Source organism: Rhizobium aethiopicum (genome assembly GCF_014197535.1).
Taxonomy (GTDB): domain Bacteria; phylum Pseudomonadota; class Alphaproteobacteria; order Rhizobiales; family Rhizobiaceae; genus Rhizobium; species Rhizobium aethiopicum_A.
In genome coordinates, this window is record NZ_JACIFV010000006.1 from 22656 (window position 1) to 44705 (window position 22050).

Annotated in this window: 18 protein-coding genes and 1 pseudogene; 7 read left to right on the top strand and 12 right to left on the bottom strand. The window is 62.4% G+C overall.

What is annotated here, in order from left to right:
- The first annotated feature begins 175 nt into the window (after positions 1-175).
- Together GGD53_RS10795 and GGD53_RS10800 are read left to right on the top strand one after the other, a co-directional pair.
- Positions 176-634 carry a hypothetical protein gene (locus tag GGD53_RS10795; protein WP_184455741.1) on the top strand — a complete coding sequence of 153 codons (459 nt, stop codon included), beginning with the start codon at positions 176-178 and terminating at the stop codon, positions 632-634.
- The gene (locus GGD53_RS10800) at positions 631-921 is read left to right on the top strand and encodes a type II toxin-antitoxin system mRNA interferase toxin, RelE/StbE family (RefSeq protein WP_184455743.1); all 291 of its coding nucleotides are present in this window, start codon (positions 631-633) and stop codon (positions 919-921) included. Before GGD53_RS10795 ends, GGD53_RS10800 begins: the two co-directional genes overlap by 4 nt.
- An 8-nt stretch (positions 922-929) precedes the next feature.
- On the opposite strand, the gene GGD53_RS10805 is transcribed toward GGD53_RS10800, so the two are convergent.
- The 10 genes and pseudogenes from GGD53_RS10805 to GGD53_RS10850 all read right to left on the bottom strand — a co-directional run bounded on the left by GGD53_RS10805 (position 930) and on the right by GGD53_RS10850 (position 15582).
- Positions 930-1397 (bottom strand): cyclic nucleotide-binding domain-containing protein, encoded by a 468-nt coding sequence (locus GGD53_RS10805; RefSeq protein ID WP_004679746.1) that lies wholly within the window; start codon positions 1395-1397, stop codon positions 930-932.
- A gap of 97 nt (positions 1398-1494) precedes the next feature.
- Positions 1495-4225, bottom strand: a pseudogene (locus tag GGD53_RS10810) (ABC transporter transmembrane domain-containing protein).
- A gap of 181 nt (positions 4226-4406) precedes the next feature.
- Complete coding sequence (locus GGD53_RS10815; protein ID WP_184455745.1) at positions 4407-5552, bottom strand: glycosyltransferase family protein; 1146 nt, start codon at positions 5550-5552, stop codon at positions 4407-4409.
- Positions 5549-6796, bottom strand: coding sequence for a glycosyltransferase (locus GGD53_RS10820; RefSeq protein WP_184455747.1), 1248 nt, complete (start codon positions 6794-6796; stop codon positions 5549-5551). The genes GGD53_RS10815 and GGD53_RS10820 overlap by 4 nt, the downstream gene beginning before the upstream one ends.
- 9 nt (positions 6797-6805) lie before the next feature.
- A complete protein-coding gene (locus GGD53_RS10825) occupies positions 6806-8014 on the bottom strand; it encodes a glycosyltransferase family protein (protein WP_184455749.1) in 1209 nt (402 codons plus the stop codon).
- Between the two features lie 97 nt (positions 8015-8111).
- Entirely contained in the window at positions 8112-9284 is a 1173-nt protein-coding gene (locus tag GGD53_RS10830; protein ID WP_184455751.1) for an ABC transporter permease, read from the bottom strand.
- A complete protein-coding gene (locus tag GGD53_RS10835) occupies positions 9284-10282 on the bottom strand; it encodes an ABC transporter permease (RefSeq protein WP_011427898.1) in 999 nt (332 codons plus the stop codon). The genes GGD53_RS10830 and GGD53_RS10835 overlap by 1 nt, the downstream gene beginning before the upstream one ends.
- Positions 10283-10285: 3 nt before the next feature.
- Positions 10286-12193, bottom strand: coding sequence for an ABC transporter substrate-binding protein (locus GGD53_RS10840; protein WP_184455754.1), 1908 nt, complete (start codon positions 12191-12193; stop codon positions 10286-10288).
- The gene (locus tag GGD53_RS10845) at positions 12193-14082 is read right to left on the bottom strand and encodes an ABC transporter ATP-binding protein (protein ID WP_184455756.1); all 1890 of its coding nucleotides are present in this window, start codon (positions 14080-14082) and stop codon (positions 12193-12195) included. The genes GGD53_RS10840 and GGD53_RS10845 overlap by 1 nt, the downstream gene beginning before the upstream one ends.
- Before the next feature lie 156 nt (positions 14083-14238).
- Positions 14239-15582 (bottom strand): adenylate/guanylate cyclase domain-containing protein, encoded by a 1344-nt coding sequence (locus tag GGD53_RS10850; RefSeq protein WP_184455758.1) that lies wholly within the window; start codon positions 15580-15582, stop codon positions 14239-14241.
- A 618-nt stretch (positions 15583-16200) separates the two neighbouring features.
- Between GGD53_RS10850 and GGD53_RS10855 the strand changes: the two genes are divergently transcribed.
- On the top strand, positions 16201-17538 hold the full coding sequence (locus GGD53_RS10855; protein ID WP_184455760.1) for a nucleotide sugar dehydrogenase: 1338 nt from the start codon (positions 16201-16203) through the stop codon (positions 17536-17538).
- Here GGD53_RS10855 and GGD53_RS10860 read toward each other — a convergent pair.
- Positions 17528-18703 (bottom strand): DUF3095 domain-containing protein, encoded by a 1176-nt coding sequence (locus GGD53_RS10860; protein ID WP_184455762.1) that lies wholly within the window; start codon positions 18701-18703, stop codon positions 17528-17530. The two genes, GGD53_RS10855 and GGD53_RS10860, sit on opposite strands and share 11 nt — an antisense overlap.
- Before the next feature lie 124 nt (positions 18704-18827).
- On the opposite strand from GGD53_RS10860, the gene GGD53_RS10865 reads away from it, so the two are divergent.
- The gene (locus tag GGD53_RS10865; protein WP_184455764.1) at positions 18828-19307 is read left to right on the top strand and encodes a class I SAM-dependent methyltransferase; all 480 of its coding nucleotides are present in this window, start codon (positions 18828-18830) and stop codon (positions 19305-19307) included.
- Between the two features lie 41 nt (positions 19308-19348).
- Positions 19349-19849, top strand: coding sequence for a GFA family protein (locus GGD53_RS10870; protein WP_184455766.1), 501 nt, complete (start codon positions 19349-19351; stop codon positions 19847-19849).
- A gap of 17 nt (positions 19850-19866) precedes the next feature.
- On the opposite strand, the gene GGD53_RS10875 is transcribed toward GGD53_RS10870, so the two are convergent.
- Entirely contained in the window at positions 19867-20322 is a 456-nt protein-coding gene (locus GGD53_RS10875) for an Rrf2 family transcriptional regulator (protein ID WP_184455769.1), read from the bottom strand.
- Between the two features lie 130 nt (positions 20323-20452).
- On the opposite strand from GGD53_RS10875, the gene GGD53_RS10880 reads away from it, so the two are divergent.
- Positions 20453-21358: an NAD(P)/FAD-dependent oxidoreductase gene (locus GGD53_RS10880; protein WP_184455771.1), complete on the top strand. Its 906-nt coding sequence runs from the start codon at positions 20453-20455 to the stop codon at positions 21356-21358.
- A gap of 243 nt (positions 21359-21601) precedes the next feature.
- On the top strand, positions 21602-22048 hold the full coding sequence (locus GGD53_RS10885) for a DUF805 domain-containing protein (protein ID WP_184456145.1): 447 nt from the start codon (positions 21602-21604) through the stop codon (positions 22046-22048).
- The last annotated feature ends 2 nt before the right edge of the window (positions 22049-22050 follow it).

Sequence of the window (22050 nt, forward strand, 5' to 3'; positions counted from 1 at the left end):
CGCACGGCTGGAATGTTCAACCCCAGGCAGGCTGGGGTGAGGGGCAGCCACCGGCGAAGCGGGACAGTCGTGGCCTTGCCTAGATCCGCCGTGCCGATCAGTGCAATTATAATTATTGTTTGCAGTGCAATCTATAATTAATTGCATATCCTCGTGATCTGAACGAGGATAGGCCATGACCGTAGAAACCATCGATCATTCGACCCTTTCCCGCCTTGTCGAAGCAGGGGCGGTGCATGCCGCTCATGTTGTCGGTAAAACCGGCGGCTGGTCCGTTATCATCCGCTACGGCAAGGCCGAGCGCCCGCTCGCCGCCCAACGCAGCCGGCAGGTGCGTCTGTTCAAGCGAATGGACACTCTGGTTTCCTATCTCAAGGATGTCGGCATTTCGCAGTTCGATGTCGATGCCGGCGATTACGCGCCTGAGACGGCCTCGCGCCCCGATCGGGCCGAAGCTCTGCGTCGAACCCATCAGGCGGCGGAATACAATAAGTGGTTCCGCGAGCAGGTCGAAGAGGCGATCCGGGAAGCAGACGATCCGAACACGGTCTGGATCCCGCACGACGTCGTCAAGGAAGAGATGGCGCGCGAACGGGCGGAGCTGGTGGCGCGGCTTAAGGGCAAAGCCAAGTGAAGCTCTTCTGGCGTGCGAAAGCTGAATCAGATCGCAAGAAAGCAATTCAGTTTATCGCCGACCAGAATGTCGGCGCTGCGATAAGCCAGCTTGATGAGATCGAGCGTCAGACTGATTTGCTCATCGATCAGCCGGAGATCGGCAGGCCCGGACGCATTAATGGAACGCGCGACCTGATAATTTCACGCACATCTTTTATCGTGATCTATCGTGTTCGCCAGAAAATCAAACAACTGGAAATTTTGCGCCTTGTGCATGGCGCGCAGAAATGGCCGCCGAAATCTTGATTCGAAACTTACTGCGCCATCTGCGGCTGTTTTGCCGCCCGCGCCGCGGTCAGTTCCGCGGTCGTGTGATTCAGGCGGTCGGCGAGCACACGCATGATTTCCACGGCCATTTCCGGGAAATCGCTGAGTAGTTTCAGAAAATGCTCTTTGCTGATGCGCAATACTTCGAGCGGCGAGGTGGCGCGCACCGTCGCCGTGCGTGAGACATCGCAGAGAATGGCGATTTCGCCGACGATGGAATTGAGCTCGACGTCGGCGACCTTGATCTCGCCGGCCGGCGAGGAGACGATGATATCGGCGCTGCCGGAAAGGATGACATAGGCGGCGTCGCCGACATCGCCCTGGTGGAAGAGATCCTGACCGGCCTTGTAGGTCATGCGGTCGGAGGTGAAGGCCAAAAGCTTGAGTTTCGCTGGTGCAATCCTCGAAAAGATCGGCACCCGGCGCAGCATTTCGACTTCGTCTCTCAACAGCATGAGCGTTTCAATCCCCTGACGCAGGGTTCTTGGAACCATGCGCCTCAATTCCGGGCGTTCCCCCGGGAACGCCTACCATCGCCGCCCCAATAGAATATTACGATAACAGTTCCTTGAACATCCCGTTTTTCTCGGAAAGTTCCGGATAGTTTCCGGCTTCCGCCAGCCCGCCGCGGTCGAAGAGCAGGATCCGGTCGAACATTTCGGCGAGCCGCGCATTCGAAAGCACCCAGATGATCGCCGGGCGCTCACCTTCCTTATGCAGGTCTTCGATGATGTTGCGGGTGATCTGATCCTGAACGCGCTGGTCGAGTGCGGACAGCGGCCGGTTGAAGACGAAATAATCCGAGCGCTTTAGAAGCGCGCGGGCCAGGTTCAGCTTCTGGCGCTGCACCATGGTCAGCCGCTTGCCGCCGGAGCCGACGTCAAATTCGAGGCCGATCGACAGGACATCATCGTAAAGGTCGAGTGCGTCGAAGAGTTCGCCCATGATGGCGCGGATGCGGTCGGAGGCGTCGGCCTGCTGATAGGCGATACGGCCAAAGAGCACATTGTCCATCAGGCTGGCTGACGGCGTGAAGCGCTCGGCGTCGTAGCGCTCGATCAGCTCGGCGAGATCGGCCGGAATATGCGCATGGAACTGCTTGCGCATGGAACTGCTTGCGGGCGCTGACGATCTTGTCCATCAGCTCGTTGGTCAGCAGGCCGAAGCGGTGGCGCGGTTCGATATAGGCGAAGCTCAGCCTGATAATGGCGGAGCGCTCCTCGGGTGTCGCGTCCTCGAAGCGGCGGCTTTGCAGCTTCTGCAGCAGCGCCTGATAGGTCGGAATATCGTCCGCCGTCATGAAGGTCAGCTGCTGGAAGAAAGGATGATCCGGCGGCAGGTCGTGGAAGAGTTCGACGGCGTTTTCGGCGATCTCGAGGCCCATGGCGTAGAGGTCGGTGCTGAGGCCCGTCTCGCGGAAGAGCTGCTGGAAATAGGGATGGGCGGCAAGCCGACGGTTGGTCATCAGCGGCCGCTTCATCGTGCCGAAGAGCAGGTTCTCACCGACAGTCGCCTGGGCGTTGTAGGCGTCGAAATCGAAAGGCACGACGATGCCGTCAAGACCTTCGTCGCGCAGCCGGTCGCGCAGCGAGGCGCGCAGCGCCACGACATGGTCGCTGACCGCCACATGCACCTCGGTATTGACGTTCGAGCGCAGCGCCAGGTCGAGGATGTCCTGCGAGATCAGCACGGCGTCGAGCACCGGTCGGATCGCTTTCAGGAGATCATCCGGTCCATTGGCGCCGGCCGCCTGGTAATCCACCCAATCGCTGTTGAGGTCGAGCGTCGGATTGCCGGCCTTCACCGCCTCGATGGAATGCCATTTATACTCCAGCGCTTCCTTCTCGTCGTAGACGGCGTCGATCATCGGCGCGTGCTTGAGGCCGTAGAGCAGGTTGCTGGCGAGCGTGCCATGGAAGAAGAAGGTGTCGGCCGAGGCATAGGAGATGCGGCGGCCGGTGATCGATTCCGGCAGCTCGAGCAGGTCGCGTCCGTCGATGGTGATGCGGCCGGAGTCGGGCCAGATCATGCGGCCGAGCGCTTCGGCGAAGGCTTCGGCGCCGCTGCCGTTCGGACCGACGATCGCAACCGTCTCGTTCGGCTTGATTTCGACCGAGACGTGGTCGACGAGGCGGGCGCCGCTGTCGTCGGAGAGCGTCAGATTGGTGACGACGAGCGCGCTGGTGAGTGCGCCCACGGGTGCGGTTGCCAATTCCTGGATGTGGCTCTCGATCAAGGGCTCGACGTTGAACTGCTCGTAGACCTGCTGATATTTCACCTGCACGTCCTGGCGCATCTGGTCCCAGTCGATCAGCTCCTTCAGCGGCCCGGGCAGATCCTTGTAGGCTGATATGACGGCGACGAGCTGGCCGATGTCGAGCCGGCCCTGCAGCGCGAGATAACCGCCGATCGCGTAGAACAGGAAGGGGGTGACCTGGGCAAGGAAGTTATTGATGAACTTCACCAGGAACTTCCACTGGTAAAGGTCGTAGCGGATCGAGAAGATGCGGCCGAGCCGCCAGGCGATATCGGCGCGTTCGAGGTTGGATGTGTCGTTGCCGTGGATCGTGCCGATGCCCTCGACGATTTCGCCGACGCGGCCGGAAAGCTCGCGCGCCGTCAGCTGCCGCTGGCGTCCGAGATCCAGCAGACGTTTGCGCATGCGGGGAATGACGACCGCCTGCACGCCGACGATGGCGGCGGCGATCATGCCGAGCCAGAAATTCTGCACGATGATGAAGGCGAGCGCGGTGATCGCCTGGCCGCCGAGCAGGGCGGGCGAGACGAAGGCGTCGCCGGTGAAGCCGCCCATCGGCTCCACCTCGTCCTTGATCATGGTGGCGATCTCGGCCGATTTCACCCGCTTGAAATGGGCCGGCGGAAACCGCAGCACCCGGTCGATCAGTTCGAAGCGGATGCGCCGCAGCATGCGTTCGCCGAGCCGGCCCTTATAGGTGTTGATGTAGAACTTGAAGAGCCCGTTCAGCACCACCAGCGCCAGGAACACCAGGCTCAGGGCCATCAGCATCTGGAAGCGGTCGAGCTGCACGCCCTTGAAGAATTCGACATGGCCGATCAGCGGAATATCATAGGCGATATGCATGAAGGTCTGGGTTGCGCCGGGGCCTTCAAAGCCGTCGCCCTGGATCGGTCCGTTGACGATCTGCTTCGGCAGATCGAAGGACAGGAAATAGGGGATCATCGAGGCCGCGACGACAGCCAGGATCCACAGCTGCTGCAGCCGCGTGTTCTTCCAGATATAGCGGGCGAGGCTCTTTTCCATGGCTAACCGTCAGCGTGCTGGGAAATTCCGAAGGCGCGATCCGGGCGCGGGACGGGAGGAATTGTCGAGAACAGGACCATGCAGCCGGACCGCCGATATCGCAATGAAAACAAGGCGAAGGGACCGGCTGCAGAAAGGCCGATTCTCGCCCGAACTCTGCTTATATCACAGGATTTTTAAATTAGGCGAGCGATTCGGCAATCATGGATCGAATGATGGCGGCCGTCTTCTCCGCCCCGTCGAGATCGAGCGAGACCGGCCCCTGCCGAGGCGCTGCCAGCGCCTTTTCGACAGCCTCTTTCACATGGGCCGAGGTCAGCCCCTGTTCCGGCAGGATATCGGCAAGACCCAGCGCCTGCAGCCGTTCGGCGCGCACTGTCTGTTCGGTCTCGCCGCCGGCGACGAAGGGGATGAGGATCGGCCGGCACTCGGTGCGCAAGAGGTCGCCGACCGTGTTGTAGCCGGCCTGCGAGATCGAAACGGTGGCACCGCGCAAGAGCGAGGGAAAATCCTTGCGAAAGCGAACCAGCGTCACATTCGGGGCTGCATCCCGCGACAGTCTGGCAAAATCGGCTTCCGGCAGGTTGGGGCCTGAGATCAGCAGCCAGCGAAGATCGCCCGACAGCAGCGCCGCCGCCTCCTTCGCCGCGCCAATCAGCTCGGCGCCGACCGCGCCGCCGCCGGCCGATGCGATGATGTCGAAGGTTTCCGTCGGTTCGGGCGCCGGCGGCGGCGTGACGAGGCCGGTATAACGCAGCCTGTCGGCGATCTCAGGCGTCAAGGGGAAGGTATCCTCGAGCCTGATGAAGCCGGGATCGCCATGGACGAGCACGGCGTCGAAGTGATCCTTGACCAGGGCGACGGTCTCGGCATCGCGGCCGGCCTTGCGGTTTTCCTGCAGGATGTCGCGCACCGAGCTTAGGAGTTTGGGTCGCGGTTCGGCCTCTTCGATCGCTTGAAGCAGGGGTAGGAGTTCGAAGCGCATCTGCCGCCGGCCGAAGGGGAAGGCCTCGATGATGACGACATCGGGCCTTGCGGCATGGAAGGCGTCGAGCAGCAATTGCCGGCGAGCGGCGAGGAATTCTTCGCCGGCCGGCCGGCCATCGGCATCGGCGAGGCCGGAGAAACCGGCATTGCTGGCGACGACCGCCGGCAGGGCAAAAGTCTTCACACCCTCGCCGGGAAAGCCCGGCACCGGCAAGCCGCCGGTCACGACGGTGACGTCGAAGCTGTCCCTGACCAGCGCATTGGCGATGCGGCTGGCGCGGGCGATGTGGCCGATGCCGAGCAGGTGCTGGACGTAGAAGAAGATGCGCGGTGCCGTCATGAGGCCTTCTGCCATTCGGCCTCGAACAGGCCGGCGAGCTGTCTGATGCTGGAGTGATAATCGAACTCGTCGCGCACCCGCCTTTCGGCGGCGTCGCCGAGGCGCTGGCGCAGCGCCGGATCGCGGATCGCCGCCTCCAGCGCCCGGGCGAGCAGCGCCGGATCATCCGGCGGCACGACGAGGCCGTTCTCGCCGTCCGTCAGCAGTTCCGGCACGCCGGAAACTGTCGTGGAGATGCAGACGAGGCGCTGGCTCGAGGCCTCGACCAACACGTTCGGCAGGCCGTCGCGGTCACCGTTGGCGGCGATGCGGCAGGCGAGCGCGAAGAGATCGGCGCGGCGGTAGTGATCGAGCACCTCTTCCTGTGCCATGGCGCCCTTCCAGACGATGCGGCCGGAGAGGCCGAGTTCGGCGGCGAGCGCCTTCAGCGTCGCAAGCTCTCCGCCGCCGCCGATATGCTCCATGCGCCAATGGAGATCGGCCGGCAGCAGCGCCAGCGCCCGCAGCAAGACGTCGTAGCCCTTCTTTTCGACGGCGCGGCCGACGCTGAGGATGAAGACCGGATCAGCCGGGTCGTTGCCGGTTCTCTCGGAACGCGCGCCGGAAAAATGGCCGAAGCGGGCGAGATCGAGGCCGTGGTAACTCAAATGGACGGCCTCCTTGCGCGATGTCAGCATGCGCATGTGCTCGTAGCCGGTCCGGGTGCAGGTGACGGTCCAGCGGGCGCTCTTCAGCTTCTCCTTCAGTTCCCAGTCGGGCGAGGTCCATATGTCCTTGGCATGCGCCGAACAGGTCCAGGGCGTGCCCGTCAGGATGCTGGTATATTCCGTCACCGAGGCCGGCGTATGGATGAAATGGGCATGCAGCCACTCGCCCCCATCCGGCCATTCGCGCGCCAGCACCAGCGCCTGGCCGAGGCGGCGGAAGCGGTTACGGGAAAGGTCGCGCTTGAGGTCGGCGAAGAAGCGTTTCATCAGCGCCTTGAAGCCGGTTTTACCGAAGCCGGCGACGAGGCCGTTCAGCACGCGGATCGGTTCCTCGTGCAGATATTCCGGCAGATAGACGACGCGCGCCTTGATCTCGTCATGCACGGGATGGCGCTTCTTGTCGGTCGGCCGGCGCATGGAAATCAGCGTCAGGTCGAAGCCGGCCCTTTCGAGGCCGAGCAGTTCCTGGGCGATGAAGGTTTCCGAAAGGCGGGGATAGCCTTTCAGCACGACGAGGATCTTGCGGCGTGGCGGCAATTCTGTGCCCTATTCTGCGCCGACGACGGCAAGATGGGTGGCCCGGCCGTCGAGCCACCGGCCGACGGTCTGCGAGATGTGGTCCAGCCCTTCGAGATGCATATTGCTGCCGCTTTTCGACGGCGGTAGGCGGGAGGGCAGGCGCTTCAGCGCCGCGGCCATGATGGCGGGATCAACCGATTGCTCCGGCAGCAGCATGTCGACGAGGCCGAGTTCGCTCGCCCGCTTGGCGCGCAGCAGCTGTTCCTCGCGCGGCTTGACGCGGGGCACGATAAGGGCCGGCTTGTCGAAGGAGAGGATCTCGCAATAGGTGTTGTAGCCGCCCATGGCGACGACGCCGGTGGCGCCGGCGATCAGCTCTTCCATGTGATTGTCGAACTCGATCACCTCGATATAGGGAATGGCTTCGCCCTTCTGCACCAGCTTGGCGCGCTCGGCGGCCGGCATATAGGGGCCGAGCACGACCAGCGCCTTCTGCGTCAGCGTCGGATCGGCCTCGTAGGCGTTCATGACGTCGTGGACGAGATCGGAGCCGTCGCCGCCGCCGCCTGTGGTGACCAGCAGGTAATTATCCTTGCGGGCGTTGATCGAGCTCTTGCCTTTGGAGACGCTGCGCTGCAGGAAGCCGACAAAATCCATCTTGCGGCGCAGGCTTGCCGGCACGTCGAGACCAACAAGCGGATCGTAGAAATCAGGCGGTCCGTAGACCCAGACGCTGTCGTAATATTGGTCGATCTTCTGCATGACGCTGTTCTTCTTCCACTCGGCCTCGAGCAGATGCGGTGCGTCCATGATTTCGCGCAGCCCCAGCACCAGCACGGTGCCGCGGGCCTTGAGATAGGCGAGCGTATCCTCGACCTCGCCCTTCAACCCCATCGGCTCCTTGTCGACGATGAAGATATCCGGCTGGAAGGTCTCGGCCGTATGGCGGATGCTCGATTCGCGCATCTTCAGCGTCTCGTGCAGATCGATATGGCTGGCGAGCGACGTATATTCGCCGTTGCGCAGCTTGATGACGCTCGGGATCTTCACGAAGTCGACGCGGGCGCGGTAATCGAAGGCGCCGGCGATCGTCGCCCCCGAAATGATCAGGATGTTGAGGCCGCGATAGTCTTCGACCAGCGCATGGGCGATGGTGCGACAGCGCCTGAGATGGCCGAGGCCGAACGTGTCGTGGCTGTACATGAGGATGCGAGCATCTTCGAGACGTCTGGCCATGGGTGTTCCCTCCGGGGTGAACAACATGAATTAGTACCCCCACCGTCCGGAGGCCAAGAGGCGGGCGCGGTGCCGGAAGGCGCCGCCGAGCTTCCCGCTATTTGTAGGGATCTGCCGCATCGCGCAAGCCGTCTCCCAGAAAGTTGAACGCCAAAATGACAAGAACAACAGGAATGATCGGAAAGAGCAGCCAGGGATAGAAGGCGATGACGCTGACGCTTTTTGCCTCGGTCAGCAGAATGCCCCAGCTGGTGATCGGCGGCCGAAGACCGAGGCCGAGGAAGGAGAGCGCGGTCTCGCCGAGGATCATGCCGGGGATCGAAATCGTCGCCGAAGCGATGAGATGCGACATGAAGCCCGGCACCAGATGGCGGCCGATGATGCGTGGCGTGCTGGCGCCCATCAGCTGCGCGGCCTGCACGTAATCCTCCTCGCGCAGCGCGAGCAGCTTGGAGCGCACGGCCCGCGCCAGCCCGGTCCAGTCGATAATGCCGAGGATGACGGTGATGCCGAAATAAATAACGATCGGGCTCCAGGTCACCGGCATGATGGCGGCGAGCGCCATCCAGAGCGGCAGGCTCGGCAGCGATTGCAGCACCTCGATCAGGCGCTGGACGATGAGGTCGAAGACGCCGCCCCAGTAGCCGGCAAGGCCGCCGATAACGATACCGAGCACGAAGCTGATCGAAATGCCGATGAGACCGATCGTCAGCGATATCCGCGCGCCGTAGAGGATGCGCGAGAGCACGTCGCGGCCGAGCCGGTCGGTGCCGAGCAGGAACATCTGGCCGCCGATCGCCGGGCAGACCAGATGATAGTTCGAGGCGACGACACCCCAGAACTTGTAGGAATCGCCGCGGCAGAAGAAACGGATCGGCTGCACGTCGTTCGGCCTGTCGGTATAGACGCGGTGCAGCGTGTCGAGATCGAGCGTCATGCTGCGGCCGTAGACGAAGGGACCGACGAACTCGCCCTTGTCGAAGAAATGGACGCGCTGCGGCGGCGCATGGATGAAATCGACGTTGCGCGTATGCAGGCCGTAGGGCGCCAGGAACTCGACGATCAGGATCATCAGGTAGACGGCGGCGAGAAAGATGCCGGAGATCAAGGCGAGCCTGTGCTGCTTGAACTTCCACCACATCAGCTGTTTCTGCGAGGCGAGATGGATGCGCGATTGCGCCGCCGTCATGCTCTCGGTCGCATGCGGATCGAAGGGCGCGGTGGAGACGTAGTGCGGCAGCGGCGCGCCGGGTGCGGGAAGGGGCGACATTATTTGGTGCTCCTGCCTTGCAGACGAATGCGGGGATCGAGGAAGCCGAGGGCGATATCGGAGATCAGCACGCCGATGACATTGAGGAAGGCGAGGAACATCAGGAAGGAGCCGGCGAGATACATGTCCTGGCTCTGCAGCGCCTTGATCAGCATCGGCCCGGTCGTCTCCAGCGACAGGACGATGGCGACGATCTCGGCGCCCGAGATGATCGACGGCAGGATCGAGCCGATGTCGGCGATGAAGAAATTGAGCGCCATGCGCAGCGGATATTTGACCAGCGCCCGCATCGGATGCAGGCCCTTGGCGCGGGCCGTCGTCACATATTGTTTCTGCATCTCGTCGAGAAGATTGGCCCGCAGCCGCCGGATCATCCCGGCCGTGCCGGCCGTGCCGACGATGATGACGGGGATCCAGAGATGGGCGAGGATCGACTTCGCCTTTTCCCAGCTCATCGGCGCGTTGAGATATTGCTGGTCCATCAGGTGGCCGATCGACAGCCCGAACCAGACATTGGCGAAATACATCAGGATCAGCGCCAGCATGAAGTTCGGAATGGCGATGCCGAGCAGACCGAGAAAGGTCAGCCCGTAATCGCCCCAGCTATACTGATGCGTCGCCGAATAGATGCCGATCGGAAAGGCGATCAGCCAGGTGAGCAGGATCGTCGTGAAGGAGACGAGGATCGTCAGCCACAGCCGTTCGCCGACCACGTCCGAGACCGGCAGCTGATATTCGAAGGAATAGCCGAAATCGCCGTGCAGCATGCCGCCGACCCAGTAGAAGTAGCGCACGATCTCCGGCTTGTCGAAGCCGTATTGCTGGCGCATTTCCTCGATTTCCTGGAGGTTGGCGGTCTCGCCGGAGGCGCGCAGCTCGGCGATCTGGCTCTCGAAGAAATCGCCGGGCGGCAGCTCGATGATGGTGAAAACAAGCGCCGAAATGACGAAGAGCGTCGGCACCATGGCGGCGATGCGCCAGAGAATATATCTGAGCACGCCTCAGGCCTCCTTGTACCAGAAAACATCCGGCATATAGACGCCGAGATAGGAGGTGGGATCGAAGCCGTAGAGCGCCTTCTCCGGCAGGTTCTGCAGCTTGGCGGCACGCAGGATCGGCTGCAGCGTGCTGTTGATGAGGCCGATCGAGAAGACCTGCTGCGTGTAGAGCGACAGCATTCTGTGCCAGATCGCCTGACGCTCCTCGAACTTCGCCGTCGATCCCCATTGGCCGAGCAGATCGACCAGTTCGGCCGCTTCCGGCAGGTCGGGAGCGACACCTTCCTGGCCGGCGGAGAGATAATGCATGCCCCAGAGCGGCCATTGCAGCTGATCGTCGAGCGTCGGCGCAAGACCGGACGGCGACATGTCGGCCGTCGGCACGCCGTTGTCGAGGCCGTACCAAATCGACATCATGATGGTGCCGCTCATGGCGCGGTTGCGGAAGACGTCGCGCTGCGAGGTGCGGGTATAGAGCGCAAGCCCGATGTCGGCCCAGTGATCGTGCACCAGTTCCAGCACGTCGGTATCGAGATTGCTTTCGCCGGCGGTCTCGACGGTGATCTCGGCGCGCCGCCCGTCGGGCAGCAGCCTTATGCCGTCGTCGCCGCGCCTGGTCAGGCCGAGCTCGTCGAGCAGGCGGTTGGCCTCATCGGGATCGAATTTGACGAAGGCGTCGGCATATTCCTGCTTGAAGAGCGGACTGTCGGGCAGCACGGTATCGGCGCTCGGTGTGCCCAAGCCATAGAAGGCGACCATGTTGATCTCGTGCCGGTTGATCGCCAGCGACAGCGCCCGGCGCAGCCGCACGTCGCGGAACAGGCCGCGCCACACCTCGTCGGCGCAGTTGAGGTTCGGCAAGAGCGTGATGCGCGAGCCGCGCGCGACCTTCCAGAGATTGACCTTCACCGGAAAGCGCTTCTCCGCCTCCTTCAGGAAGGTGTAGTCGTTGAAATCGATGCCGGTCGCCTGCAGGTCGGCCTCGCCCGCGCCCGCCTTGGCGGCGATGATCGACGAGGAAGAGACGTTGAGGACGAAACGGTCGAGATAGGGAAGCTGCCTGCCGTTTTCGTCGACGCGATGGAAGAACGGGTTGCGCTCGAAGACGAACTGCTCGGCCGGCAGCGCCGTCGTATTGCGCCAGGGATCCAGCGTCGGCAGGTTCGGATTCTCGGGACGATAGGAGCGCGCCATCTTGATGTGAAGGTCCTGCCATTTCTTGACGCGGAAGGTCTGCATCATCTGTTCCATCTTCGCCTGATCCGGCTGGAACTTCTTGTGGAACTGCTTCAGGTAATGCGCCGGCCCGAAGATGACGAGCGGCTGCGGGCCTGCCAAGCTCGGCAGGAACATCGGGTTGGGTTTTTCCCAGGTGTAACGTACGGTCAGCGGATCGAGCATCTCGAAGCGCGGGAGACCGCCGTGCGGACGAAGCTCGAGCGCGCCGCCGCCCGGCGTCAGCTTGTCGTTGAGGATGACGTCTTCCCACCAGTAGCGGAAATCATCGGCCGTGAACGGCGCCCCGTCCGACCATTTGTGGCCGTCGCGCAGGGTGAAGGTGAAGACCGTGTCGTCCTCGGAGCGGAAATCGGCCAGAATGTCGGGCTGGAACTGCAGGTGCTTGTCGTAGCCGATCAGGCGGGCATAGCCGTAGATCGTCATGAAACGGATGTCGCGCTGGCTGCCGATGATGGTGCGCACCGTGCCGCCATAGGCGCCGGGTTCGAGTCCCATCTCCTTCAGGTTGAAGATTCGCGGACGGGCGGGAATGCGCTCGGCCATCGGCGGCAGGCTGCCCGATGCCAGCCGCTCCTTGAGGAATTCCGGCTCACCGGCCGGCTCGGCCCGCAGGACCGCCGGCGCAATCGCAGCACCGACGAGGCCGCCCAGAAAGGTGCGACGCGTCACCATCAGCGCAACTCCCGGATATCGGCGCCCTTGCGGGCGCGCACCAGATGGCCGTCGCCGAGATCGGCATAGGCAAGCTCGGCCGCGTCGTCATGCTCGGCGGTAAAGGTCACGCCCCAGTTCTGCTTGTCGGCGGCGCCGTTTTCCCGGAGCGCCCTGAAGTCGAGCGGCCGGTCGAGATCGGGGAAGGGGACGGCGGCGAGCAGCGATTTCGTATAGGGATGCACCGGATCGCGCAGAATGATCTCGCGCGGCGCGATCTCGACGATACGGCCCTTGCACATGACGGCGATGCGGTCGGCCATGTAATCGACGACGGCGAGATTGTGCGAGATGAATAGATAGGTCAGCCCCAGCTCTTTCTGCAGATCCTTGAGCAGGTTGAGGATCTGCGCCTGGACGGAGACATCGAGGGCCGAGACCGGCTCGTCGAGGATGACGAGTTTCGGGCCGAGCGCCAGGGCGCGGGCGATGCCGATGCGCTGGCGCTGGCCGCCGGAAAAGCTGTGCGGGTAACGGCTGAGGTAACGCTTGTCGAGGCCGATCGCGCCCATCAGCCCCTCGACCTTGCGCTTGCGCTCGGCGCTGTCGCCGCGGTCGTGGATCTCGAGCGGTTCGCTCAGAATGTTGCGCACCGTCATGCGCGGCGAAAGCGAGGAGACAGGATCCTGGAACACCATCTGGATCTTGGTGCGCAGTTCCTGCAGCTCGGCGCCCTTGACGGCGAGCACGTCGATGACCTCCTTGCCGTCGTTGAACACGACGGCGCCGTCGTCGGGGGTTATGGCGCGCATCAGGATCTTGCTGAGCGTCGTCTTGCCGCAGCCGGATTCGCCGACCAGGCCGAGACATTCGCCGCGGCGGATATCGAAGCTGACGTCGTCGACGGCGCGCACGACGGTGGCTTCGTGCTTGCCGAAAAGGCTGCGCCTGCGCGTCCTGTAGGTCTTCGACAGATTAGCGACGGAAAGCAGCGTGCCCGGAGTTTCGGCCTGTAGCGGCTTCTTCTTGCCGACAAGGGTCTCGAGATTGACCGGCACGTCGCGCAGCGCCTTCAGCCGCTCGCCGGGTTTCATGTCGAAATGCGGTACGGCCGCCATCAGGGCCTTCAGATACGGATGCTGTGGATTGCGGAAGATCGCCTCGACCGGCCCCGCTTCCATGATCTCGCCGTGATAGATGACGACCACCTCGTCGGCCATATTGGCGACGATGCCGAGATCGTGGGTAATCAGCAGCATCGCCATGCCGAGCTTGGCCTGCAGGTCGCGCAGCAGTTCTAGGATCTGCGCCTGGATCGTCACGTCGAGCGCCGTCGTCGGCTCGTCGGCGATCAGGAGCGCCGGCTTGCAGATCAGCGCCATGGCGATCATGGCGCGCTGGCGCATGCCGCCGGACAGTTCGAACGGATACATGTCGTAGGTGCGGTGCGGATTGGAGAAGCCGACGAGGCCGAGCATTTCCTCGGTCCTTTGACGTGCTTCCTGCTTGTCGACGTCGGTATGGATCAGCAGCACCTCGCTGATCTGGTTGCCGACGGTATGCAACGGCGACAGCGAGGTCATCGGCTCCTGGAAAATCGTCGCCATGCGCTTGCCGCGCAGATCGCGCATCTCTTCACTGTCGCGCGGCAGCGACAGGATATCGGTCGTGCTGCCGTCGAGCGGATCGGTGAAGAGGATACTGCCTGACGCATTGGCCGGATTAGGCAGGATGCCCATGACCGACTGGCTGATCACCGATTTACCGGAACCGGACTCACCGACGAGAGCGGTGACCTTGCCCGGAAGAATGCGGAGATTGGCTTCCTTTACGACACGCAGGCGGTCGCCGAAAACGGAGAAGGAGACGTCGAGATTCTCGATACGCAACAGATCGGCAGCGGACGCCATACCAACGAAATTCCCCAGTCTTCTATGTTCCCGTTAAGGCAACACTATCGTACCGCAAACGGGGTGTCTAGCTGATGACAATCAAGGGGAAATTGCCGCGTTTCATCATCTCTGTCCGGAAGAAACGGGCCGTTTTAGCGGCTGCAACCTGACGTTTTACTGGATGAATTTCTCCATACTTGTGCGCTTGACCTGTTTCTTGGCGTCGCGGTGCAGGAGAATAACCTGTTCGGCTTCGGAAAGTCCATTCTGCACGGCCTCGCGGAAATGTTCGTCGACTTGGATTTCCGGCGCCGGGGCACGCGGCTGCAGCACGGTTACTTTCTGGCGGACGCCGCGCAGCTTCTCCTCGCCGAGCGTCGTCCACTCGCCGCCGCAATAGCCGGCGAAGGCCTGGCTGGCGACGACCTCGCGGCCGTATTTCTTGGTCAGGATCTGCAGACGCTGCACCTCGTTGACCGCCGATCCGAAGGCGGAGAAGGTCAGCCGGTCCTTGAGGCCGACATTGCCGAACATGACATTGCCGACATGCAGGCCGATGCCGTAACCGATCCTGGCCAGACCCTTTTGCTCGCGGTCGCGGTTGAGTTCGGCCACCCGCGCCTGCGCCTGGTAGACGGCCGAAAGTGCTGACTCGCAGGCGATTTTCGATGGGTCCTTGTGACGCCCGCAGGGATAGACGGCCAGAAAGCCGTCGCCGAGGAAGCTTAGGATCTCGCCGCCATTGCGGTTGAAGGGGGCTGCGATCGCGTCGAAGAACTGGTTCAGCGTATCGATATAGGCCTGCCTTCCTTCCTTTTCGGCATACATGGTGGATTCGCGCATGTCGCCCATGACCAGCGCCGCACGGATCGTTTCGCCGTCGCCGCGGCGGATCTGGCCGTTCAGCACCCGCTTGCCGGCGTCGCCGCCGAGATAGGTGGTCAGCATGTTGTTGGCGAGCTTGCCGAGCACCGCCATCTTGGCGGCAACCGCCAGATGGTTCTGCATCCGGAGCAGCGCGTCGATCATGTCGTCGGTAAAGCCGTCATGGTGGTCGGTCGACCAGGAGCCCATCATACCCTGCACCGAATCGTCGCCGAAGGGCTGCACGAAGGCGAGGTAATCGGTCATCCTGTCCTTGCGCAGGTCCTCGAAAATCGGGAATTCGGCCGGCCCTTCCTGCATCAGCCGACGGCGTATGTGCTGCAGGTTGTTGTCGAGCAGGTAATAATAGGGGCTCTGCAGGAAGCGATCCGGCTTCTGGCCGGCGGGCATGCGGAAGCCCTCGATGGTGACGCCGCTGGCGCGCCGCCAGGTGAAGCTCAGCGCATCATAGAGCGGATGCAGCATAGAAAAGGTCAAGTGCACGCGCGCGATCGGCAGGCCGGCGGCGGCAAGCCTTTCGCAGAAGCCGCGCACGATGTTTTCGAGGTCGTCGCCGGCCAGCGAGGAATGCGTCAGCCATTCGGCGACCCGGTCCAACAGGATGGAGGACACGCTGGATTCGATCGTGCTCATTCGCGGTATGATCCTCATAAGGCACGCCATCCCCAAGAGCCAAAAATCCCCCGGCCGACGCATTTTCATGCGCAGGTCACAAGGAAATCAGGATGTACGAGCGGTAATAATTGTCAACGATCTGCCGAAAGCCCGGCAGTAGCGCCCCCCGGATGGGGGATCGGACGGGAAGTCCTTTCTCGATGGTTCAATATCCAACTCAGATAGGGATGCTGCAAATGCGAAACAATGGGAGCCGGACTCTTTTGTGCGCCGAAGTTGCAGCAAAGGCCGCCGCCGGGGCATTTCGGCCACACCTCCGACTAAGGATATTGAGCATGAATATCCGAAAAATCGCGAGGCAAAACTCTGCCGCGTAACCCATCCCTAACCCCTCCCCACAAGGGGGAGGGGCTTAACTTGCCGTGATGCCCTATTGAAATCATCGCCGAGAAGGCTGAGCTCGAACGAGCGCAGGTCGGCGCCACGAGTGAGCCCCTCCCCCTTGTGGGGAGGGGTTGGGGAGGGGTCTTGGGACGGTACAGCCCGGGCTGATGGCTGACAGAATGAACCGGGTTTAATTCCCCGCCATCATGCATTAGATCAGCTTCCTGAATTCCCCAATTGAAAGATCCCGCCTTGGCCACTTCCACCTTCGACACGCTTCTGCAGAAGATCGAAACCCGCGCGGCGCGTGCCGGTATCATCGGGCTCGGTTATGTCGGCCTGCCGCTGGCGATTGCGGTGGCGCGCAGCGGTTTTCCGGTCACAGGCTTCGATATTGATCCCGGCAAGATGGTGGCGCTCGATGCCCGCCGCTCCTATATCGATGCCGTCAGCAACGAGGCGCTTGCCGCCGAGATCGAGGCGGGGCGATTCCAGGCGACGACGAATTTCGCCGGCCTCGCCGCATGCGACGTGATCATCATCTGCGTGCCGACGCCGCTGACCAAGCATCGCGACCCGGACCTTTCCTTCGTCGAGGCGACGGCGCGCTCGATCGCTGAGCATCTGCGCCCCGGCCAGCTCGTCGCGCTTGAATCGACCACCTATCCCGGCACGACAGACGATATCGTCAAGGTCATTCTCGAAGGCACCGGGCTGAGATCCGGCGCGGATTTCTTCGTCGGTTTCTCGCCGGAGCGCGAGGATCCCGGCAACCAGCACTACCACACGGCCACCATCCCCAAGGTCGTCGCCGGCGACGGGCCTGAGGCGTTGGCCTTGATGAAGGCTTTCTACGGCGCGGCGGTGTCGACCGTCGTTCCGGTCTCCTCGAATGCGACGGCCGAGGCCGTCAAGCTCACCGAAAACATCTTCCGGTCGGTCAACATCGCCCTCGTCAACGAGCTGAAGACCGTTTACGCAGCGATGGGCATCGACGTCTGGGAAGTGATCGACGCGGCCAAGACCAAGCCCTTCGGCTACATGCCCTTCTATCCCGGCCCCGGCCTCGGCGGCCATTGCATTCCGATCGATCCCTTCTACCTCACCTGGAAATCGCGCGAATATGAGTTGCCGACCCGCTTCATCGAGCTTGCCGGCGAGATCAATTCGGCGATGCCGCGTTATGTCGTCGGCAAACTGGCCGAAGCGCTCGACATCCGCGCCGGCAAGGCGCTGAGCCGCAGCCGTGTGCTGGTGCTGGGGCTCGCCTACAAGAAGAACGTCGCCGATATAAGAGAGAGCCCGTCGCTGCGGCTGATCGAGATCATCGAGGAGCGCGGCGGCCGCGCCGATTACCACGATCCCTTCGTCGCCGAGATCCCGCCGACGCGCGAACACCAGGCGCTGAAGGGCCGCAAGTCGGTGGCGCTGACGCCGCAGGCGGTGGCCGGCTACGATGCCGTGCTGGTGGCGACCGACCACGACAGGATCGATTATGCGGCGCTCGCCAAAACCGCGACGCTGATCATCGATACGCGCAACGTCTTCGGCCGGATCGGCCTCTCGGCCGCCCACGTCATCAAGGCGTGACGGAAACAGCCGTAAGCGATTTGCCGGTCATCCGGCTGGCGGCGACTGCATAGCCGCCGGCGGCGCCGTCGATGAAATGCATATGGTCGCGCGAGATCGGCGTCGGCACGAAGCAGGTCATCAGTGCCGAGGACTGCCGATGCAGGCCGTAGCGGGCAATGCCCTTGGCCCGCGCTTCTTCCAGCAGCGTCTCGATCCGTTTCAAGCGGCCGACGTCGACATCGACCGTCATCTTCAGCCCGTCGTCGAACTTGCGGAAATCGGAATTGCCGGCGACGTCGCGTTTGTAGCGGCGGGCATCGAAGCGTCCGAGCGGAAGGCCGAGCCTGTAGCACGCGAGGATGATGGCGAGCTGCAGGAAGATGATGAACTTCTGCCACAGCCGCCTTCCGGCCGGAGCGGTGGCCTTGGCCTCGCGATTGATCCCCTTCAGCGAGAAGGCGAATTTCGGGCCGTCGGCCGGCACAGGGTGGCTGCCGCGGTTCTGCTCGGCGGTGATGGCGACGATGCCGTTGACGAGATCGCGGAATTCTTCGCCCGGCCGGCCTTCGCCGGGCACGGCGATGATCGAGACGATCTCGCCGTTCTCGGCCTCGATCGGGCTCCAGCGGCAGGAAAGGCCGGTGAGATCCGGCCGCGTGCCCGGAGCGGCGCGCTCGATGCCGTAGCGGCCGAGCTTCATCTGTCGTTCCGCCCAGCTCGTGCCGCCGCCCCAGAACATCGCATAAGTGACGTGCGGGCTCGCGGAATAGCGCGCGACACGGACGTCGAGGCCCTCGGCGCGGGTATCGGCGACCGGCACGATGGCGATGCGCAGCATCAGGCCGAGATCCTCCTCGACCCAGACCTGCACGGCGGCAAGCGCATCGCGCGCCGCTTTCTCCAGCGAACCCGGAAGCGCGATCAGCGCGCCGTCGCCGCCGAAGACGAAGGGATAGTCGCCTTTGCCGACGGCATTCAGCACCGCCGAAATGACGCTGGCGCCGGCCATGTTGACATCCTTGTAGCGGCCGCCGGCGATCGCCTGCGTCGAGCCGACGATATCGGCAAGCGCCAGCACCCATCCCTCCGGCAGCGGCCGGTAATTGCCGGCATCGGTCACGCCCTCGAAGGCGCTGAAGAGCGGCACGTTCGCAAAGAATTCTTCGTCGGTCACGGTTGTCATGTCATCGACCTTAGCACAGACTCATATCGCTGCTGCAACGCCAATTCCCATTTACGGCAATCGACTTGGCAAGGTTTCATGTGTTAGCACGCGCTCACGATTTTCATCACGGATACGGATTTCGATGAGCCGCCTCGACAGCTTCATTCGCCGGTTGACGGCCCAACGCGACATTCTGAACGCAATCGCCGATCTGGTCGAGGACATCGAAGGTCCGGTGCTGGAGTTCGGCCTCGGCAACGGCCGCACCTATGACCACCTGCGCGAAAAATTCCCCGACCGCCGCATCATCGCTTTTGACTGGGAGGTCCGCTCCTATTCGGCGTCGACCCCAGAGCCGCAAGATATGGTGACCGGCAATATCCGCGACTCCGGCCAAGCCTTCCTCGGCATCGGCGCAGCCCTTGCCCATGCCGATATCGGCACCGGCCATGACGAGATCGACGCGGTGACGCTGACCTGGCTGCCGCAGCTGATGGCCGGCGTGCTCGCCCCAAACGGCATCGCCGTTAGCGGTCTGCCGCTGGAGCATCCGGAGCTCACGGCACTGCCGCTGCCCGACGGGATCAAGGAAGGACGATATTTCCTATATCGGAGGGTGTGAGGGAAGAGTAAGCCGCATCCGGCCTTTGAAGGAGGAGAGAAATGAAACGCATCGAGATGAAAGTGAGCGGCGGCTGCCAGTGCGGCACCGTGCGCTACCACGCAACCGCCATGTTCGACAATTCGCATCTCTGCCATTGCCGCATGTGCCAGAAAGCCTCGGGCAACATCTTTGCCGCGCTCGTCGCCGCGCCCGATGATGCGCTCAGCTGGACACGCGGCAAGCCGAGCGTCTGGAAGAGCTCGGAGCTTGTCGAGCGCGGCTTCTGCGCCAATTGCGGCACGCCATTGTTCTTCCACCACCTGGAAAACGGTCGCACCAACCTGATGATCGGTTCGCTTGACAATCCGAACGCCTTCGCGCCGCATGCCAATACCTGCACCGAGAACATGGTGACATGGTTCGACACGATCACGAACATAGAAAATACTGGTGCAACCGAAAATAACGGCGCCGACTGGGCCGCGGCGATCAAGCAGAGCAACAACCAGCACCCCGATCGCGACACCGCATCGTGGACGGTGAAGGGGCGTGACGGCTGATTTCTAGAAGCTTCCGCTCACGACGCGCAAGAATAAGCCGTAGCCGAACGCGCCGTCAGTTTTGCTTCGAATTCAGCCGCAATTTCCTCAAGCGTCACGCTGCCCAGCCGCCTCAAAAGCAGCGCCTCCGCCTCCTTCATCGCGTCGGCCAGCGCGTTATTCACCGCCTGTTCGACCAGACATTTGGGCTGATCGTCGGCGGGGCCGATGGCAAACACGTGCGGTTCGCCAAGCGCATTGTAGACGTCGAGCAGGGTGATCTCGGACAAAGGCCGCACCAGCGTCCAGCCGCCGCCATGGCCTTTTTCCGAGCGCACATAGCCCTGCTGACGAAGCCCGGCCATGGTGCGGCGGACGACGACGGGATTGGTGTTCAGCATCTTTGCAATCATTTCGGAGGTTGCCGCATCCTGATGCCGATCCATGTGGATCAGCACGTGCAGCATGCGGGAAAGGCGGCTGTCGTTGCGCATGGTTCTGTCCTGTCGATCGAGCATTCCATTATCACAGCCAGTTTGTAACAAGACAAGTGACATGAATCTTGACGGCCTCGTTTCATGTAACTTATGATGATTCATGAACCAATATCGAAGGAGTCACCGCATGTCCTACGAAGTCATCGTCATCGGCGGCAATTTTGCCGGTCTGTCGGCAGCCATGCAGCTCACCCGGGCGCGGCGGCGGGTTCTGCTCGTCGATGCGGGCGCGCCGCGAAACCGGTTTTCGCTGGCCTCGCACGGTTTCCTCGGCCAGGACGGTCAGGCGCCGGCGGCGATCATGGATGAGGGGAAGAGGCAGCTTTCGCTTTATCCGAACATCACGCTGCGCGACGGCAAGGTTATCCGCGCCCGGAAGGAGGGCGAGGAATTCACGATCGCCATCGAAGGCGGCGGCGAAGAACGCGCCGCCCGCCTCATTCTCGCAACCGGCGTCAGCGACACGCTGCCCGACATCCCCGGTCTTGGCGACCGCTGGGGCCGCTCGGTGCTGCACTGCCCCTATTGCCACGGATACGAGGTGAGCGGCGGCGAAGTCGGCGTCCTTGCAAACCATCCGCATTCGGCTCATTCCGCCATGATGATCCCGGACTGGGGCGCGACCACCTTCTTCACCCAGGCACTGTTCGAGCCCGATGAAGAGCAGCTGGCACGGCTGACTGCCCGTGGAGTACGCATCGAGCACAGCCCGATCGTGGAGCTGTTGGGCGATAGTCCGAAACTCCATGCGGTGCGTCTCGCCGATGGCCGTACCGTTAAGCTCGACGCCATTTTCGTCGCGCCGAAAACGGCGATGGCGAGCCCTATCGCCGAGCAGCTCGGCTGCGCCTTCGACGACGGTGCCTTCGGGCCGGTCATTCGCACCGGCGAAAACAAGGAGACCAGCGTCAAGGGAGTCTTCGCCGCCGGCGATGCCGTAAGCTCCATGCACAGCGGCACGCTCGCCTCCGCCTCGGGTGTCCTCGCCGGCGTGCATTGCCATCAGTCGCTGGTGATGCAGCCGGCTGCTTAGGGCAGAAACGGCACGTTATTTCGGTTTCTCAAGCAGATCAGGGACTTTCAAGTCCACCTCGTAGTCTTCGAGTGGAAATCTCAACGCGTTAATCATCGCTATTCAAAATAGCGAGCTGATGGAGCCGACTTATTGCAATTTCTGCGTTTGAATTGTAGCTGTTTCATCCAACGACCATCAAGCAAGACGATGGTGAGACCGCGGATCGCGGGTTTGGGGCAAATCGAAATGGGGGCAATTCAAGTGGGGTTTACTGAAGCTGTTCGGACTGTTTTGACGCAGAAATATGCAACATTTTCCGGTAGGGCATCCCGATCGGAATATTGGTGGTTTTTTCTGTTCTATATGTTGTTGGCTATTGCAATTGCAGTTTTAGCCTTCGTGGTCGGCTCCTTTTCCGGGCAACAGGGGGAAGTTTCATCGGGGGTCATCCTTGTTATGGTCATCGGCGGATTGTTGGCACTTGCCCTCGTTTTGCCAATCCTGTCCCTTCAGGTTCGCCGCTTTCATGATCGCAACATTTCCGGTTGGTGGTATCTCGCGCTGATCATCCTGGGGATGGTTCCCTATATCGGTCCCGTTACCAGCCTCTCGATCACCATTATTTCCGTGCTGAGAGGCACGGATGGTCCGAACAGGTTCGGGCAGGATCCGCTGCGTCCCGAAGCGCGAGCAGAGGTCTTTGCCTAGAG

Coding starts and splice junctions, on each gene's coding strand:
- GGD53_RS10860 (WP_184455762.1), bottom strand. CDS start 18,703: ATGACAACCGTGACCGACGAAGAATTCTTTGCGAACGTGCCGCTCTTC.
- GGD53_RS10840 (WP_184455754.1), bottom strand. CDS start 12,193: ATGGTGACGCGTCGCACCTTTCTGGGCGGCCTCGTCGGTGCTGCGATT.
- GGD53_RS10880 (WP_184455771.1), top strand. CDS start 20,453: ATGTCCTACGAAGTCATCGTCATCGGCGGCAATTTTGCCGGTCTGTCG.
- GGD53_RS10815 (WP_184455745.1), bottom strand. CDS start 5,552: ATGACGGCACCGCGCATCTTCTTCTACGTCCAGCACCTGCTCGGCATC.
- GGD53_RS10830 (WP_184455751.1), bottom strand. CDS start 9,284: ATGTCGCCCCTTCCCGCACCCGGCGCGCCGCTGCCGCACTACGTCTCC.
- GGD53_RS10845 (WP_184455756.1), bottom strand. CDS start 14,082: ATGGCGTCCGCTGCCGATCTGTTGCGTATCGAGAATCTCGACGTCTCC.
- GGD53_RS10850 (WP_184455758.1), bottom strand. CDS start 15,582: ATGAGCACGATCGAATCCAGCGTGTCCTCCATCCTGTTGGACCGGGTC.
- GGD53_RS10875 (WP_184455769.1), bottom strand. CDS start 20,322: ATGCGCAACGACAGCCGCCTTTCCCGCATGCTGCACGTGCTGATCCAC.
- GGD53_RS10795 (WP_184455741.1), top strand. CDS start 176: ATGACCGTAGAAACCATCGATCATTCGACCCTTTCCCGCCTTGTCGAA.
- GGD53_RS10865 (WP_184455764.1), top strand. CDS start 18,828: ATGAGCCGCCTCGACAGCTTCATTCGCCGGTTGACGGCCCAACGCGAC.
- GGD53_RS10805 (WP_004679746.1), bottom strand. CDS start 1,397: ATGCTGTTGAGAGACGAAGTCGAAATGCTGCGCCGGGTGCCGATCTTT.
- GGD53_RS10825 (WP_184455749.1), bottom strand. CDS start 8,014: ATGGCCAGACGTCTCGAAGATGCTCGCATCCTCATGTACAGCCACGAC.
- GGD53_RS10870 (WP_184455766.1), top strand. CDS start 19,349: ATGAAACGCATCGAGATGAAAGTGAGCGGCGGCTGCCAGTGCGGCACC.